At 68.0% G+C, this 14,443-nt stretch carries 13 protein-coding genes; 6 read left to right on the top strand and 7 right to left on the bottom strand.

What is annotated here, in order from left to right; genetic code table 11:
* Positions 1-10: 10 nt before the first annotated feature.
* The 4 genes from ABIA71_RS10135 to ABIA71_RS10150 form a co-directional block, all read right to left on the bottom strand.
* A complete protein-coding gene (locus ABIA71_RS10135; protein WP_502961230.1) occupies positions 11-1,144 on the bottom strand; it encodes a FapB/FapC family functional amyloid domain-containing protein in 1,134 nt (377 codons plus the stop codon).
* Between the two features lie 332 nt (positions 1,145-1,476).
* Complete coding sequence (locus tag ABIA71_RS10140; protein WP_354285088.1) at positions 1,477-2,115, bottom strand: FapB/FapC family functional amyloid domain-containing protein; 639 nt, start codon at positions 2,113-2,115, stop codon at positions 1,477-1,479.
* Positions 2,112-2,642, bottom strand: a complete 531-nt coding sequence (locus tag ABIA71_RS10145) for a FapA family amyloid fibril periplasmic chaperone (RefSeq protein ID WP_354285089.1) — start codon at positions 2,640-2,642, stop codon at positions 2,112-2,114. Before ABIA71_RS10145 ends, ABIA71_RS10140 begins: the two co-directional genes overlap by 4 nt.
* An 827-nt stretch (positions 2,643-3,469) precedes the next feature.
* Complete coding sequence (locus ABIA71_RS10150; protein ID WP_354285090.1) at positions 3,470-4,798, bottom strand: dicarboxylate/amino acid:cation symporter; 1,329 nt, start codon at positions 4,796-4,798, stop codon at positions 3,470-3,472.
* A 149-nt stretch (positions 4,799-4,947) separates the two neighbouring features.
* Here ABIA71_RS10150 and ABIA71_RS10155 point away from each other — a divergent pair, with 149 nt between their 5' ends.
* From ABIA71_RS10155 to ABIA71_RS10175, 5 genes are all read left to right on the top strand, one after another.
* The gene (locus tag ABIA71_RS10155) at positions 4,948-6,657 is read left to right on the top strand and encodes an alkaline phosphatase (protein WP_354285091.1); all 1,710 of its coding nucleotides are present in this window, start codon (positions 4,948-4,950) and stop codon (positions 6,655-6,657) included.
* Entirely contained in the window at positions 6,657-7,217 is a 561-nt protein-coding gene (locus ABIA71_RS10160; protein WP_354285092.1) for a WG repeat-containing protein, read from the top strand. Before ABIA71_RS10155 ends, ABIA71_RS10160 begins: the two co-directional genes overlap by 1 nt.
* Before the next feature lie 67 nt (positions 7,218-7,284).
* Positions 7,285-8,571 carry a tRNA lysidine(34) synthetase TilS gene (gene tilS / locus ABIA71_RS10165; protein ID WP_354285093.1) on the top strand — a complete coding sequence of 429 codons (1,287 nt, stop codon included), beginning with the start codon at positions 7,285-7,287 and terminating at the stop codon, positions 8,569-8,571.
* Between the two features lie 36 nt (positions 8,572-8,607).
* Positions 8,608-8,868, top strand: a complete 261-nt coding sequence (locus ABIA71_RS10170) for an exodeoxyribonuclease VII small subunit (protein ID WP_038687128.1) — start codon at positions 8,608-8,610, stop codon at positions 8,866-8,868.
* The gene (locus ABIA71_RS10175; RefSeq protein ID WP_502961231.1) at positions 8,861-9,736 is read left to right on the top strand and encodes a polyprenyl synthetase family protein; all 876 of its coding nucleotides are present in this window, start codon (positions 8,861-8,863) and stop codon (positions 9,734-9,736) included. Before ABIA71_RS10170 ends, ABIA71_RS10175 begins: the two co-directional genes overlap by 8 nt.
* Before the next feature lie 663 nt (positions 9,737-10,399).
* Here the strand turns inward: ABIA71_RS10175 and ABIA71_RS10180 are convergent.
* Both ABIA71_RS10180 and pmbA read right to left on the bottom strand, forming a co-directional pair.
* A complete protein-coding gene (locus ABIA71_RS10180) occupies positions 10,400-10,777 on the bottom strand; it encodes a DUF4870 domain-containing protein (protein ID WP_354285095.1) in 378 nt (125 codons plus the stop codon).
* A 78-nt stretch (positions 10,778-10,855) separates the two neighbouring features.
* Positions 10,856-12,223, bottom strand: coding sequence for a metalloprotease PmbA (gene pmbA, locus ABIA71_RS10185; RefSeq protein ID WP_354285096.1), 1,368 nt, complete (start codon positions 12,221-12,223; stop codon positions 10,856-10,858).
* A 69-nt stretch (positions 12,224-12,292) separates the two neighbouring features.
* Here pmbA and yjgA point away from each other — a divergent pair, with 69 nt between their 5' ends.
* Positions 12,293-12,901, top strand: a complete 609-nt coding sequence (gene yjgA, locus ABIA71_RS10190) for a ribosome biogenesis factor YjgA (protein WP_354285097.1) — start codon at positions 12,293-12,295, stop codon at positions 12,899-12,901.
* An 83-nt stretch (positions 12,902-12,984) separates the two neighbouring features.
* Here yjgA and tldD read toward each other — a convergent pair whose 3' ends face one another.
* Positions 12,985-14,430 (bottom strand): metalloprotease TldD, encoded by a 1,446-nt coding sequence (tldD, locus tag ABIA71_RS10195; protein WP_354285098.1) that lies wholly within the window; start codon positions 14,428-14,430, stop codon positions 12,985-12,987.
* Positions 14,431-14,443 lie beyond the last annotated feature (13 nt).

Here is a 14,443-nt window from a genome sequence, read left to right on the forward strand (position 1 = left end):
GCGGACAGACTTACTCGCCGGTGCCGCCGCCACCGCCGCCGGTGGCCGGCTGCGCAACGGCCAGGGCCAGGCTGTTGGCCTGCAGGTTGCCCGAGCCGGAGGCGACGTTCACGCCGATGTTGCCGGTGGCGCCGCGGAACGCATCACCGGACAGCGACGCGTTGTTCTCGGCATTGACGTTCACCCAACGGGTGGTGCGCACGGTGCCGCTGAGGCTGGCATACAGGTCCGCGGCCCCGACTTCGATGAAGCCCAACCGGCCTTCTTCGTCGGTGTCGAAGGCGATGCCGCCCACGCCGTCCGTATACGGGTTGGCGGTGGCGTTCTGGATCTCGCTGTCCATGTCGAGATGGCCGGTGCTGTTGCCGCCCGGATGCGGCAGTTCACCGCTCCACGAATCCAGGTAGTAGTTGTCCTTCTGGTAGGCGTTGCCACGACCTTCGTAGACACCGCCACCGATGGCCAACGTACCGCCGGCGACGCGACCACGCATGGTCACTTCGGTGGTGTCGGACATGGCGCGCGTATAGCCTTCGTTGCTCACGGCATTGCCGGTGGAGACCTGGTTGGAGCTGATGCTCGACTGCGCCATGCGCGCGGTGGACACCGAGGCGGCGAGCGCGTTCTTCTGCTCGTTGTTGTTGCCCGCTGCGCTGTTCACGCCAATGTTGCCGCTGGCATCGCGGAAGGCATTGCCGCTGAGGCTGGAGTTGTTGACCACGCCTTCGTTGACGGTGAGGTTGCCCGCGCCGTACTGGTTCACGAACACTTCCGCGTCGGACATGCCGAAGGTGAAGGAGGCATCGGCCGCAGACAGCGAGGCGGCGTTGTCCTGGGCGTTGTTGTCACCGGCGGCGACGTTGAAGCCGAGGTTGCCGGAGGCATCCTGGCCGACGTTTTCACTGATCGACGCATTGTTTTCCAGCAGCGAGTTGGACGCTTGGTTGCTGGTGATCGACTGGCGGTTGTCGATCACGGCGATCGCGGCCGAATTCACTTCCAGCTCACCGGTGATTTCCGGATCACCCGAGAAGTTGATGTCCGAGCTCAGGCGCAGGTCCTTTTCCAGGTTCACGTCGACGCCGTGGTTGTTCTTTTCCTTGCGCTCGTCGGCCTGGATGTTGCTGTTCTCGTTCACCGTCACGGTGCGGTTGCGGGTGACGTCGCTGTTGACGGTGCTGTTGCTGGTGGAATTGCTATTGGTGGTGGTGTTGCGGGTCCGGTTCCAGGTACGCGAGTCGGTGAGCGTATTGGTTTCGGTGTTGGTATCGGTGTTGGTGTTGGTGCGCGTTTCAGCCACGTTGTGGAGGTGGTTGATGTTCGCGTTCTGGTTCTGGTTGTCGCGGTCGTTGCCCCAGCCGTTGGCGCCGGCGGAAGCAGACGCGGCGGCGATGGCCAGCGCAAGTACGGTCCGTTTCATGTTGGTGTTCATGGTGCCCTCTCTCTCATCACAGACAATCGGGTGGATGTGACTACTCACGGGGTGGACTGCACCGAGATGCTCAGTTGATTGGCGGTGGCGTTGCCGGATCCCGCGATCTGATTGAGTTGCAGGACGCCGTCGAAGCCCTGCAGCGCGGTGGCTTCCACCGCCACGCTGCGGGTTCCGGCCGGCCGGCCGCGAGTAGCGGCCGCCTGCCCCCCTGCTGACACGAGCGCCCCCGATGAGGCCAGGGCCTCGTCGTTCGACTCGCGTATGCCCTGTTGCGCCAGCGTGGCAGTGACGACGTTGATGGTCGCGTTGCCGGTTCCGCTGGCCTGGTTGATCATGGCGACGCCGCGGGCGCCGCTGAGTGCCTGTCCGCCAATACTGGCGCTGGCGTCCATCGGGCCGTCGCCGAGCACCTGGTTGGCGCTGTGTTGCTGGCGGGCGTTGATGGCAATGTGTGCGTTGGAGCCGTTGGCGATGCCGAGCAGGTTGGCCTGCTGGTTGAGGTCGCCGGCGGTCATGTTGACGGTGATGGCACCGTCGGCGCCGGACAGCGCGCGGCCGTCGATGCGGCTGGTGTTGAGGTAGGACAGCATGGCGGCATAGTCATCGGCCTGCTGCGCGTGGAGCGGCAGCGGTGATGCGATGACGGTGGCCAGCAACAGGGTGCGATGCAGGCGGTTCATTTGCCGGGCCCGCCCGCAGGTTGGCCCAGCGGGAACTGCGCGAGCGCGCCGCGCACCTGGTCGCCGATGCCGCGGGTGGCACCGGTGACGGCGCCCATGGGGCCGCCGATGACGTTGCTGAGCTGGCCGCCGGAGAGCACGCCGCTGTCGGTCACTTTGCCCAGGGTGGCGGTAACGTTGGTGCCGGTGACGCGTTCGATGGTGGTCTGGGTGTGGGTGACGCCGGCGCCGGTGTTGGAGCCCAGCGAGGCATAGTCGTCGTCGCTGAGTTCGTCCATGCCGGTAGCGGTGCCCAGGGCCTGGTTGACTTCGCGCTTGGGCGAGGGGTCGGCGATGAGGGCCATGCCGGGAGGCGCGGGCCGGTACGCCGGCCGGGCGGAGACATCGCGCAGGAGGACGATTTCACCGGGCTGTGCTTTGACGCCCTGGCGCGCGCCGGAGGCCTGTGCAGCCATCGGCAGGGCCAGCGCGGTGGCCAGCAGCCAGAGCCCGGCGGTGGTGGTGCGGTGTGCGGCAACGCTGTCCATGGCGCCCTCCTCGAAACATGCGGAGGGGTAACGCAGCAATCGTGCCAAGTCCGCGCGCCAGCAAATACGGGCTTTCGCCGCCATGCGGGGTGTAACGCCGCAACAGTGGTGTTACAGATTCGTTGGAAATAACATCTGCTGAACACGACCATCACGCGCCCTACAAGCCCGCCGTTGCTCGGTTTTTGCCGGGTGTATCACCTGTGTTACACCGGCTGATACAGGGGTTACAGCGCGTAGTCAGCTTTGGTGAGCCCACTGCTCCGGGGCGAAGAGCGACGGTTGCCTTTTACTCCCGGGCTGGGGCTGGGATGGGTGGGTTCACGGGACACGCTGCAAGTACGTCCATGTAAGCTCCGTCGCGCCATCCATGGCGCTCAGGGTCCCGTGAACCCACCCACCCCACCCCTCGACAGTTGGCTGGTGGCCTCGGCAAAAACTCCCAGCAACAGCGAGCTGTCTGACTCCATTCCACTACCAGAATCCGGCCTTCGGCCAACTGCCGAACGGCAGTGCGCATGCACGTGCCCGTGTAGTTCAGCTCTCGCTCTCCTGTGCACACCGATGCAGTGTCGATGGGTCGGCAGGGGTGGGTAGCCGGGACCCTGAGCGCCATGGATGGCGCGACGGAGCCTACACGGACGTACTTGCGGCGTGTCCCGGATACCCACCCCTGCCGACCCACCCCAGCAGAATCCGGACGAGGATCTTGCTGTTGCTGTTGCTGTTGCCGTTGCTGTTGCTGTTGCTGTTGCTGTTGCTTTCAGCTTCCAAAAAAAACAGGCCCGCTTTCGCGGGCCCATCTTAATCACCACCAAACCCGGCATTCAGGACGATCGTTTTTCCAGCTCGTCCACGCCCAGATTGGTGGATGGGTTGTCGTACACCGACTGGTCCAGCAACCCCGTTTCCTTGGCCACCAGCACCGGCACCAGCATCTGCCCGGTCACATTGGTCATCGTCCGCATCATGTCCAGGATCCGGTCGATCGCGTACAGATACCCGATCGTCTCCAACGGCAGGTTGGCCGCACTCAGCACCACCGTCGCCATCACCACCGCCGTGCCCGGCACGCCCGCCGTCCCGAAACTGCCCAGCACCGAAGCGATCAACACCACGATGTACTGCTCCGGCGTCAACGGAACCCCCGTGTACTGCGCGATGAACACCGCGCACAACGCCGGATAGATCGCACCGCAACCGTCCATCTTGATGCTTGCGCCCAGCGGTACCGCGAACGACGCGTAGTCCTTGTTCACGCCCAGATTGTGCGTGATCGACCGCATCGCCGCCGGCATCGCCGCAAAGCTCGACGAACTCACGAACGCCACCTGCATCCCCGGCGCCGCCCCGCGGAAGAACTTCAGCGGATTCAACCCGTGCGACAACAACAGCCCCCCGTACACCACCACAATGTGGAACGCACAGGCCACGTACAGCGCCAGCACGAAGTTGCCCAGCGGCAGCAGCTTCTCGAACCCGTAACTGCCCACCAGCCCCGCGATCAGCCCGAAGGTTCCCAGCGGCGTCATCTCCAGCACGAAGCGCGTCACCTGGATCATGATGTCGCTCATCTGCCCGGTCAGCTTGCGCGCCTCGGCCACCTTGTCGCCCAGCTTCACCATCGCAAAGCCCAGCAGCCCCGCGAAGAAGATCACCGGCAGGATCGACCCGCGCCCCGCCGCCAGCACCGTCTCACCGGCCGCGTTCACCCGCGTGCCAATCCCCGTCAGCGCGTAGAACACATTCGACGGCACCACATCCATCAGCACCTTCACCACGCTGGGCACTTCGCGCGGCGTATAGCCGTGGTCCATGCTCAGGCTCAGGTTGCCCGTGCCCGGCTGCAGGAGCGTGCCCACCGCCAGCCCCACGCAGACCGCCAGCGCCGCGGTGATGATGAACCACAGGAACGTGCGCCCGCCCAGGGCCGCCACCGACTTCTGCCCGTGCAGCGAAGAGATCGCATTGATCACCGCGAAGAACACCAGCGGCACCGCGATCATCTTGATCAGCGTCACGTACAGATCGCCCAACGGACCGAACCATACCTCGGCCGCCGGGCCCAGCAACCACCCGGCCAGCGCACCCAGCACGAAGCCGCCCAGCACGCGTTGCCAGAACGGAATCCGCAACCACGCAGAAACCAGCTTCATGAGCTTTCCAGAGAGAATTCGACAGCTAGGCACCTTAGCCCAACCGCGCCTGCGGAACGAGGCGCACACGGAAAATCAGCGTGTCATCGGCGTGCCTTGCGCCGTTCTGCATAATGAACGCCCGATTCACCTGTGAGATATGCCTGTCCATGTCCCGTTCCACGTCCCTGGTGGCGGCCATCGCCACCACCCTGCTGCTGGGCGCCTGCGCCACCAGCACCCCCGCCGCCACGGCCCCCGGCGCGATTGCCGTCGATGTTCCCGCCGTCGCCCACCCGGCCGGTGAAACCCCCCAGTGGTGGTACCGCAGCGGGGCCGCCCGTGCCGCCGGCAGCGGCGCCATGGACGGCAAGGCCAAGAATGTCATCCTGTTCCTGGGTGACGGAATGAGCCTCACCACGGTCGCCGCCGCGCGGATCTTCGAAGGCCAGCGCAACGGCAACCCGGGTGAAGAGAACCTGCTGTCCTGGGAGCGCTTCCCGGCCACCGCGTTCAGCAAGACCTACAACACCGACTCGCAGACCCCCGATTCGGCCGGCACCATGACCGCCATCACCACCGGCGTGAAGACCCACATGGGCGCCATCGGCGTCAGTGCAGGCACCCGCAACGATTGCGCCGACAGCCTCAACAAAGGCCTGCTGACCTGGCTGCAGCTGGCCGACAGCGCGCACATGGCCACCGGCATCGTGTCCACCGCGCGCCTGACCCACGCCACCCCGGCGGCCACCTACGCGCACTCGCCCGAGCGCAACTGGGAAAACGACACCGACGTGCCCGAGGCCGCCAAGGCTGCCGGCTGCACCGACATCGCCCAGCAGCTGCTGTCCACCGCGCGCTATGGCCGGGGCCCGCTGGTCGCCCTGGGCGGCGGCCGCGGTGAATTCACCACGGTGGAAGAGCGCGATCCCGAGTATGACGACAAGGTCGGCCAGCGCCTGGACGGGCGCAGCCTGGTCACCGAATGGCAGCAGGCCCACCCGCAGGGCGCCTATGTCTGGAACGCCAAGCAGCTGCAGGCCGCGCGCAATGCCCCGGCGCTGCTGGGCCTGTTCGAGCCGGACCACATGCGTTACGAGATCGAGCGCAAGGACGACCCGTCCGGCGAACCCAGCCTGGCCGAGCTGACCAAGGCCGCCATCAACACCCTCTCCCGGCACAAGGAAGGCTACGTGCTGATGGTCGAGGGCGCCCGCATCGACCATGCCAACCACAGCGGCAACGCGTACCGCGCCCTCAGCGATACCGTGGCCCTGTCCGATGCCGTGCGCGCGGCCGTCGAGGCGACCTCCGACCAGGACACCCTGATCATCGTCACCGCCGACCATTCGCATACCCTGAACTTCGTCGGCTACCCGGCCCGCGGCAACCCGATCCTGGGCAAGGTCAAGGACAAGGGCGGCGAAGATGGCGTGGGCGGCCTGGACGTGGCCCGCGACGGCCTCGGCCTGCCCTACACCACCCTCAGCTATGCCAACGGCCCCGGCTATACCGGCGCCACCAACCAGCAGCCGGCCGGCCCGAAGGTGTACCCGCACAACCCGAGCAGCTTCGACCCGGCCGCCGGCCGACCGGACCTGAGCCACGTGGACACCGAGCACCCCGATTACATGCAGGAAGCGCTGGTACCGACCAAGAGTGAAACCCATGGCGGCGAAGACGTCGGCATCTGGGCACGTGGCCCGGGCAGCAAGGCCATCCGCGGCACCATGGAACAGAACACGATCTACCACATGATCGTGCAGGCCACCCCGCGCCTGCGCCAGCGCCTGTGCGAGGCCGGCACCTGCGACGCCAAGGGCGTGCCGGTGGACCTGCCCACGCCGAAGGCGTTCGAGCGCAAGGCCGACGCCAACTGATGCCGGCCCGGCTCTCCGCCGCCCGCAGCAGGGGCCGCCATGTGCGGTTCCTGCTGTTGATCGCCGGACTGGCCAGCACCGGCCACGCGCTGGCCCAGGGGCCGGCTTGCCGGGTCCTCACCGAGGAGCACGGGCTGTGGCCGTTGCCCGGCTGCGAGGTGGTCGACGGCGCGCCACGGATCGCCGCGGACGTCCTGCCCGACCTCCCTTACGATGCCGACGGACTGGCGGCGGTGTACGCCGCCGACAGCTTTCATTACGTCACCCGTGCCGGCCGCACCCAGGCCGTGCTGACTTGGGACAGCGGGCCGGACTACGTCGAAGAGGGGCTGCTGCGGGGCCGCGTCGGCCCACGCGTCGGCTACTTCACGCCCGCGCTTGAACAGGCCTTCCCGGCCACGTTCGACTTTGCCTGGCCCTTCGCCGATGGCATTGCCCAGGTCTGCGAGGGGTGCCGCCCCGGCACCTCCGACGGCGAGGGCCACACGCCGGTGGAAGGCGGCCACTGGTTCCATATCAATCGCCAGGGCATCCGCGTGCCCGAGCCGACCACTCCCTGATCCGCGTGCGTGGCGAGCCTGGCCCGCAGCGTCGATACTGCCTCCCTGCCCGAGCCTGCCCGAACCGATGTCGTCGCCATTACCCAACCTGTCTGCTGCACCCCGCCCGGTCCTGGTGGGCTTCAGTGGTGGACTCGATTCCACCGTGCTGCTGCATTGGCTGGCGCAGTCGGCCGCGCAGCGCGATGCCGGCGTGCGGGCGGTGCATGTCCACCATGGCCTGCAACCGGCGGCCGACGCGTGGGCGCAGCATTGCCAGGCGATCTGCACCGCCTGGAACATCGACCTGCAGGTAATCGGCGTCGACGTGGCCCGCGACAGCGGCCACGGCCTGGAAGCGGCCGCGCGCCATGCCCGCCGCGATGCCTTCGCCACCGCCCTGCGCCCGGGTGAACAGCTGGCGCTGGCCCATCACCGCGATGACCAGGCCGAAACCTTCCTGCTGCGCGCCCTGCGCGGGTCCGGCGTGGATGGGCTGGCCGCGATCCGCAGCGAGGCGCCGTTTGCCACCGGTACGGTGTGGCGACCGCTGCTGCAGGTACCGCGCGCGGCGCTGCTGGCCTACGCGCAGTCGCAGGCACTGCAGTGGGTGGACGATCCCAGCAATGCCAGCGACGAGGCCGACCGTAATTTCCTGCGCCTGCACGTGCTGCCGCTGCTGCAACAACGCTGGCCGCAGGCCGATGCCGCCTTCGCCCGCAGCGCCGCACTCTGCGCGCAGGCGCAGCAGTTGCTGGACGTGTCCGACCAGGACGCCCTGCGCCGCTGCAGCCTGGCCCCCGGCGTGCTCGATGGCACGCGCCTGCTGCGGTTGCCGCGCGAACGCCGCGCCCGCCTGCTGCGACAGTGGGTGCGCAACTGCGGACTGCCGCCGCTGCCGGCCGCTGGCGTGGACGCCATCGAGCGCGACCTGCTGCCGGCCGCGCACGACGCCGACGCCCAGTTCGCCTGGCAGGGCGCGCGGATCCGCCGTTGGCGCAGCGAACTGCACCTGCTGTCGGCCACGCTGGCGTTGCCACCGCACTGGAGCGTGCACTGGGATGGCCGTGCGCCCTTGGCGTTGCCCGACGGCGGCCAGCTGGAGCTGCTGGGCGCCAGCCAGCTGGCCACGCCGCTGCAGGTAAGCGCGCGCCGCGGCGGAGAGCGTATCCAGCTGCCCGGGCGCACCCATTCGCACGCGCTGAAGGACCTGCTGCAACAACGGGGGCTGCCGCCGTGGCAGCGGCGCCAGCTGCCGCTGTTGTTCGACGGGGAGGTGCTGATGGCTGCCGGCGACCGGGTCATCGCCGCACCGCTGCAGCATTGGCTGGATGAACACCACGCACAGCTGCGCTGGACGCCGGGCGCGGCCTGAATTGACCCCGCTGGGTTGGCGCATCACACTTGTCCCATGCCCAAGAAGTCCCCCAACGAAACCTCCCCGGTCGTCCACTTCGAGCAGTCGCTGGAAGAGCTGGAACAGCTGGTGGAGAAGATGGAAGCCGGTGATCTGAGCCTGGAACAATCGCTCAGCGCCTACGAGCGCGGCGTCGGCCTGTACCGCCAGTGCCAGCAGGCGCTGGAACAGGCCGAACTGCGCGTGCGCCTGCTCAGCGACCCGGCCCGCCCCGACACCGCCGAACGCTTCGATCCGCCCGGCCATGATGGTTGAGGCCACGTTCGCGCGTTGGCGCGACCGCATCGAAAGCCAGCTCGACGCCAGCCTGCCTTCTCCCGAACACGCACCGCAGCGCCTGCACCAGGCGATGCGCTACGCCGTGCTCGGCGGTGGCAAGCGCATGCGCCCGCTGCTGGTGTATGCCAGCGGCCAGGTATTCGGCGCCGACGAGCACGCACTGGATGCACCGGCGATGGCGGTGGAGCTGATCCACGCCTATTCGCTGGTGCACGACGACCTGCCGGCGATGGACGACGACGCGCTGCGTCGCGGCCGTCCCACCACCCATATTGCGTTCGACGAAGCCACCGCGATTCTCGCCGGTGACGCGCTGCAGACCCGCGCGTTCGGTCTGTTGGCCGATGCGGCGCTGCCCGCGCTGTTGCGCGTGCACTGTCTGCAGGCACTGACCCACGCTTCCGGTGCTGCCGGCATGTGCGGTGGCCAGGCGCTGGACATCGATGCCACCGGCCAGGCGCAGCCGCTGGCATCGCTGCAGCGCATGCATGCACTGAAGACCGGGGCGCTGATCCGCGCGGCCGTGCGCATGGGCGCGCTGTGCGGCGATGCGCCGCAGAGCGACCTGCTGCAGCTGGATGATTTCGCCAGTGCGCTGGGGCTGGCGTTCCAGGTGCGCGATGACATCCTCGACGTAGAAGCCAGTTCCGAACAGCTGGGCAAGACCGCCGGCAAGGACGAGGCGCAGGCCAAGTCGACCTTCCCCGCCCTGCTCGGCATGGACGGCGCGAAAGCCGAACTGGCCGCGCTCAGCCAGCGCATGCACGACAGCCTGGCCGGCTACGACGAACGCGCCGATGCCTTGCGTGCACTGGGGCGGCTGGCGGTCGAACGCGATCACTGACGCGCCTGGCGGCGCCGGGCGGGTGCGATGTCTTCGCTCGGCCGTTGCGCGCGCGTTCGGGCCGTTTTGGCGGTCGGCAGGCCCTTGCGCAAATGTCCCCCGGTCGACGCCTGCGCGCCGCCCTCCGCCTTGATTTTGCCAAGGACCTGCCGGCCGCCAAACGGCTCGGCGTGCGGAGGGTGAACAGCGGCGTCCACGCATGGCGAGGCGCTGCTGGATACAGGCATTCCTGCGAAACAGCACCCCCAAAAGGTACGTGGGGAGCGGGGTCGCGCCCGTTGGGGTGACGCTTTCGCTGCAGGCGAGGGCGTGTGTCTTCGGTCGGGAATCGCGCGCGCGTCCGGGCCCCTTGGCGGCCGGCAGGCCCCCTGTGCAAATGTCCCCCGGCGCCGGCCTGCGGCCGTCACCTCCTCCTTTACTTTGCCAAGGACCTGTCGGCCGCCAAGGGGCTGGACTTGCGGGCTGTGAGTGCGGCCTTCGACGCTTGCTGGTGCTGCCACCAACTCTTTGCACGCGATGCGCACGCGATGCGCATATGCGGTACGTCGCCCCCCTTTTCGCGTGTTGACCAGGCCGCGCGCCAGACCGCTTCCGCGCAGGGGATGCACACAAAAAAACGCCCGGCGGTGCCGGGCGTTTTTTGTTTCCACACTGCGGGGCGGATTACTTGATCAGGCGCAGGGTGAACGGGTAGCGGTACGCTTCGCCGTTGTTCGCCTTCACCGCGGCGATGATGCAGAAGACCAGGTTCAGGATGCCGACCAGCGGGGCCAGCAGGCCGCCGATGATCACGATCATCAGCACGAAGCTGATCAGCATCGCGATGGTGATGGTGATCTGGAAGTTCAGCGCTTCCTTGGCCTGGTCGGTCACGAACGACTTGCTGCTGTCATCCTTGTTGATCATCCAGATGATCAGCGGGCCGATGAACCAGGTGAAGATGCCCAGGATGTGGGCCACCAGCGCCATGGTGCGCTGGTCGGCCGGCGCGGCGCCGGTCGGGGCCGGCGGCGGGGCGGTGACGTTGTCGAATTCGCTCACGGTGAAACTCCTTGTTCGGTGTGTGTGGGTATTGCGCGACAGGCTCCCCGCCTGCCAGAGCAGCCGGGATAGGATACGTCAATCGTTGCCTGCAACGGTCATCCGCCCCACCAGGATCGACCCCACCTGCACGTGCGAACGACGGTCCACGTCGCTGCCCACCGCTTCGATGCTGGCGAACATGTCCTTGAGGTTGCCGGCGATGGTGACGCCATCGACCGGATAGCTGATTTCGCCGTTCTCCACGCGGAAGCCACCGGCACCGCGCGAGTAGTCGCCGGTAACCCCGTTGACCCCCTGGCCCATCAGTTCGGTCACCAGCAGGCCCTCGCCCATCTGCCGGGCGATGGAGGCCAGGTCGCCGGCATTGGCCGCCACCTTCAGGTTGTGCACGCCGCCGGCATTGCCGGTGGTGGTCAGGCCCAGCTTGCGCGCCGAGTAACTGCCCAGGATGTAGCGTTGCAGCACGCCGTCGGTGATCAACGCCGCATTGCGGGTGGCCACGCCATCGCCGTCGAAGGCCGACGAACGCAACCCGCGGCGCAGCAACGGCAGCTCTTCCACCTGGAACCACTCCGGGAACAGGCGGGTGCCGACGCTGTCGAGCAGGAAGCTGGCCCGCCGGTACAGTGCGCCGCCCGAAACCGCGCCCAGCAGGCTGCCGATCAACGACCGTGCCACCTCCGGCGAGTACAGCACCGGCATCTGCGCGGTCGCCATCGAGCGCGGCTGCAGCCGGGCCACGGTGCGCTCGGCGGCACGGCGGCCGATCGCGGCGGCCGATTCCAGGTCTTCCCGGGCCAGCGCGCTGCTGTACCAGCCATCGCGCTGCATGCCGTCGCCCTGCCCGGCGATCAGCGCGCAGCCCACCGAGTGGTGGCTGCTGCGCTCACGACCGATGAAACCGTGTGAATTGGCGTACACCGACAGGCTCTGCGAGGTGGCGGCCGAGGCGCCATCGGAGTTGCTGATGCGGCCATCGGCTTCACGCCCGGCCGCTTCACAGGCCAGGGCCAGGTCCAGCGCCTCGTCGGCGCCCAGGTCCCAGGGGTGCCAGCCGTCCAGGTCGGGGAACTCGCGCGCCATCAGGGCGGCCTCGGCCAGCCCGGCCGCGGCGTCATCCTCGGTGTGCCGGGCGATGGCGCAGGCCTGGGCCACGGTCGATTCCAGGCTGGCGTCCTGCAGGTCGGCGGTACTGGCGCTGCCCTTGCGCTGGCCGAAGTAGACGGTCACCGCAATACCGCGGTCGCGGGTGGATTCCACCGTTTCCACCTCGCCCAGGCGCACATTCACGTCCAGGCCGCGCTCGTCGCTGCAGCTGACCTCGGCCTGGCTGGCGCCCATGGCTTTGGCCCGCTCCAGCAGGCGTTGGGAGATGTCGGCCAGCTGCTCCAGGCGCTGCAGGCTGTCGTCGGCCGGGGAGACTTCAGGGGAGATCACGTTCAATGCTTTATCCTGTACGGGTGAGTGCCTGGCGCAACGCGGGGCACAGTTTACGGATGTGGAAATAAGACGATGCGCGGACGCGACGAAGATACCGGTGAATTCCTAGACATCAGCCGTAGCCAGAACCGCCGGGACGCCCTGGACGTGCTGGCGCTCGGCGAGAAGCTGGTCGCGCTGACCCCGGCCCAGCTGGCCCGGGTGCCGGTGCCCGAAGACCTGCTGCCGCACATCGCCGAGGCCAAGCGCATCACCGCGCACATCGCCCACAAGCGCCAGCTGGCGTTCCTGGCCAAGCACATGCGCCGCGAAGACGATGCCGCGCTGGATGCCATCCGCGATGCGCTGGATGCCAACAGCGAAACCTCGCGCCGTGAAGTGGCCACCATGCACCGCGTGGAAGACTGGCGCGAGCGCCTGTTGAAGGACGGCGACAAGGCGCTGGGCGCGCTGCTGGACGAATACCCGCATGCCGACCGCCAGCAGCTGCGCACGCTGGTGCGCAACGCCCAGGCCGAGAAGGCCAAGAACAAGCCGCCGCGCGCCTACCGCGAGATCTACCAGCTGCTGCGGACGCTGCTGCTGCCGGCCGCGCTGGGCCTGGACGCGGCCAACCTGACCGCGGCCGACGACCTGGATGACCAGGACGACCAGGACGGCGACGACACCGCCGAAGACTGAGCCCGGCCGCCCACGCGGCGGTGCCAGCCCAGGGCTGGCCCCCGCGGGGCGCTCGAACCGGTAGCACGGGCGCATCGCCTGGCTCAGGCCTGGGTGCCGCCCACGGTGATGCCATCGATCAGCAACGACGGCTGGCCCACGCCCACCGGCACGCTCTGGCCATCCTTGCCGCAGACCCCCACGCCTTCGTCCAGGGCCAGGTCGTTGCCGATCATGCGGACCTTCTGCATGGTTTCCGGCCCGTTGCCGATCAGCGTGGCGCCCTTCACCGGGGCGGTCACCTTGCCGTCCTCGATCAGGTAGGCCTCGGTGGCCGAGAACACGTACTTGCCGCTGGTGATGTCGACCTGGCCGCCGCCGAAGTTGACCGCGTACAGGCCCTTCTTCACCGAACGGATCATTTCTTCCGGGTCGTGCTGGCCGGCGCGCATGTAGGTGTTGGTCATGCGCGGCATGGTCATGTGCGCGAACGATTCGCGGCGGCCGTTGCCGGTCGGGGCCACGCCCATCAGGCGCGCATTGAGCGAGTCCTGCATGTAGCCGACCAGGATGCCGTCCTCGATCAGCGTGGTGCACTGGGTGGGATGGCCCTCGTCGTCGATGTTGAGCGAACCGCGGCGCCCGTCCAGGGTGCCGTCATCGACGATGGTCACGCCCGGGGCCGCCACGCGCTCGCCGACGCGGCCGGCATAGACGCTGGTGCCCTTGCGGTTGAAGTCGCCTTCCAGGCCGTGACCCACCGCCTCGTGCAGCAGCACGCCGGGCCAGCCCGGGCCGAGCACCACGGTCATCACCCCGGCCGGGGCCGGGATCGCCTCCAGGTTGACCAGCGCCTGGCGCAGCGCTTCGCGGGCGAACCGCTCGGGGCGGTCGTCGGCGAACAGTTCGGCATAGCTGTAACGGCCACCGCCGCCGGAATAGCCGGACTCGCGGCGACCGTGCTGCTCGACGATGACCTGCACGTTCAGCCGCACCAGCGGCCGGATGTCGGCCGCGAGCACGCCGTCGCTGCGCGCGATCAGCACCGTGTCCACGCCGCCGGACAGGCTCACCATCACCTGCTGCACGCGCGGGTCGGCGGCGCGCAGGTAACGGTCCAGGCGCTTGAGCACCTCGACCTTGGCTTCGTTGCCCATTCCGTCGATCGGGTCCAGCGCCGGGTACAGCGCGCGACCGTTGCCACGCACCAGCGAGCGGGCCTGCTGCGCCCCGCCCTCGCGTGAGATCGCACGGGCCGACTGCGCCGCCGCCAGCAGTGCGTCACGGTGGATGTCATCGGAGTAGGCAAAGCCGGTCTTTTCACCGGCGATGGCGCGCACGCCAACGCCCTGTTCGATCGAATGGGCACCGTCCTTGACGATGCCATCTTCCACGCTCCAGCTTTCGCGGCGGGCGTGCTGGAAATACAGATCGCCAAAATCGATGCCCGGGCCCAGCAGGGTGCCGAAGGTACGTTCCAGTCCACCGGCATCAAGCCCGGCGGGCAGCAGCAGGCGGTCGTTGGCAAGGGTAAGTGCGTTATCGGTCATGTCATCTATCTGA

This window comes from Stenotrophomonas sp. 2619 (assembly GCF_040548725.1).
GTDB classification, from domain to species: Bacteria; Pseudomonadota; Gammaproteobacteria; order Xanthomonadales; family Xanthomonadaceae; genus Stenotrophomonas; species Stenotrophomonas maltophilia_AP.

What these genes read in the sequence shown, in the direction of transcription:
- tldD (WP_354285098.1), bottom strand. Translation starts at nt 14,430, where the DNA reads ATGACCGATAACGCACTTACCCTTGCCAACGACCGCCTGCTGCTGCCC.
- yjgA (WP_354285097.1), top strand. Translation starts at nt 12,293, where the DNA reads ATGCGCGGACGCGACGAAGATACCGGTGAATTCCTAGACATCAGCCGT.
- ABIA71_RS10170 (WP_038687128.1), top strand. Translation starts at nt 8,608, where the DNA reads ATGCCCAAGAAGTCCCCCAACGAAACCTCCCCGGTCGTCCACTTCGAG.
- tilS (WP_354285093.1), top strand. Translation starts at nt 7,285, where the DNA reads ATGTCGTCGCCATTACCCAACCTGTCTGCTGCACCCCGCCCGGTCCTG.
- ABIA71_RS10150 (WP_354285090.1), bottom strand. Translation starts at nt 4,798, where the DNA reads ATGAAGCTGGTTTCTGCGTGGTTGCGGATTCCGTTCTGGCAACGCGTG.
- ABIA71_RS10155 (WP_354285091.1), top strand. Translation starts at nt 4,948, where the DNA reads ATGTCCCGTTCCACGTCCCTGGTGGCGGCCATCGCCACCACCCTGCTG.
- ABIA71_RS10160 (WP_354285092.1), top strand. Translation starts at nt 6,657, where the DNA reads ATGCCGGCCCGGCTCTCCGCCGCCCGCAGCAGGGGCCGCCATGTGCGG.
- ABIA71_RS10140 (WP_354285088.1), bottom strand. Translation starts at nt 2,115, where the DNA reads ATGAACCGCCTGCATCGCACCCTGTTGCTGGCCACCGTCATCGCATCA.
- ABIA71_RS10175 (WP_502961231.1), top strand. Translation starts at nt 8,861, where the DNA reads ATGGTTGAGGCCACGTTCGCGCGTTGGCGCGACCGCATCGAAAGCCAG.
- ABIA71_RS10145 (WP_354285089.1), bottom strand. Translation starts at nt 2,642, where the DNA reads ATGGACAGCGTTGCCGCACACCGCACCACCACCGCCGGGCTCTGGCTG.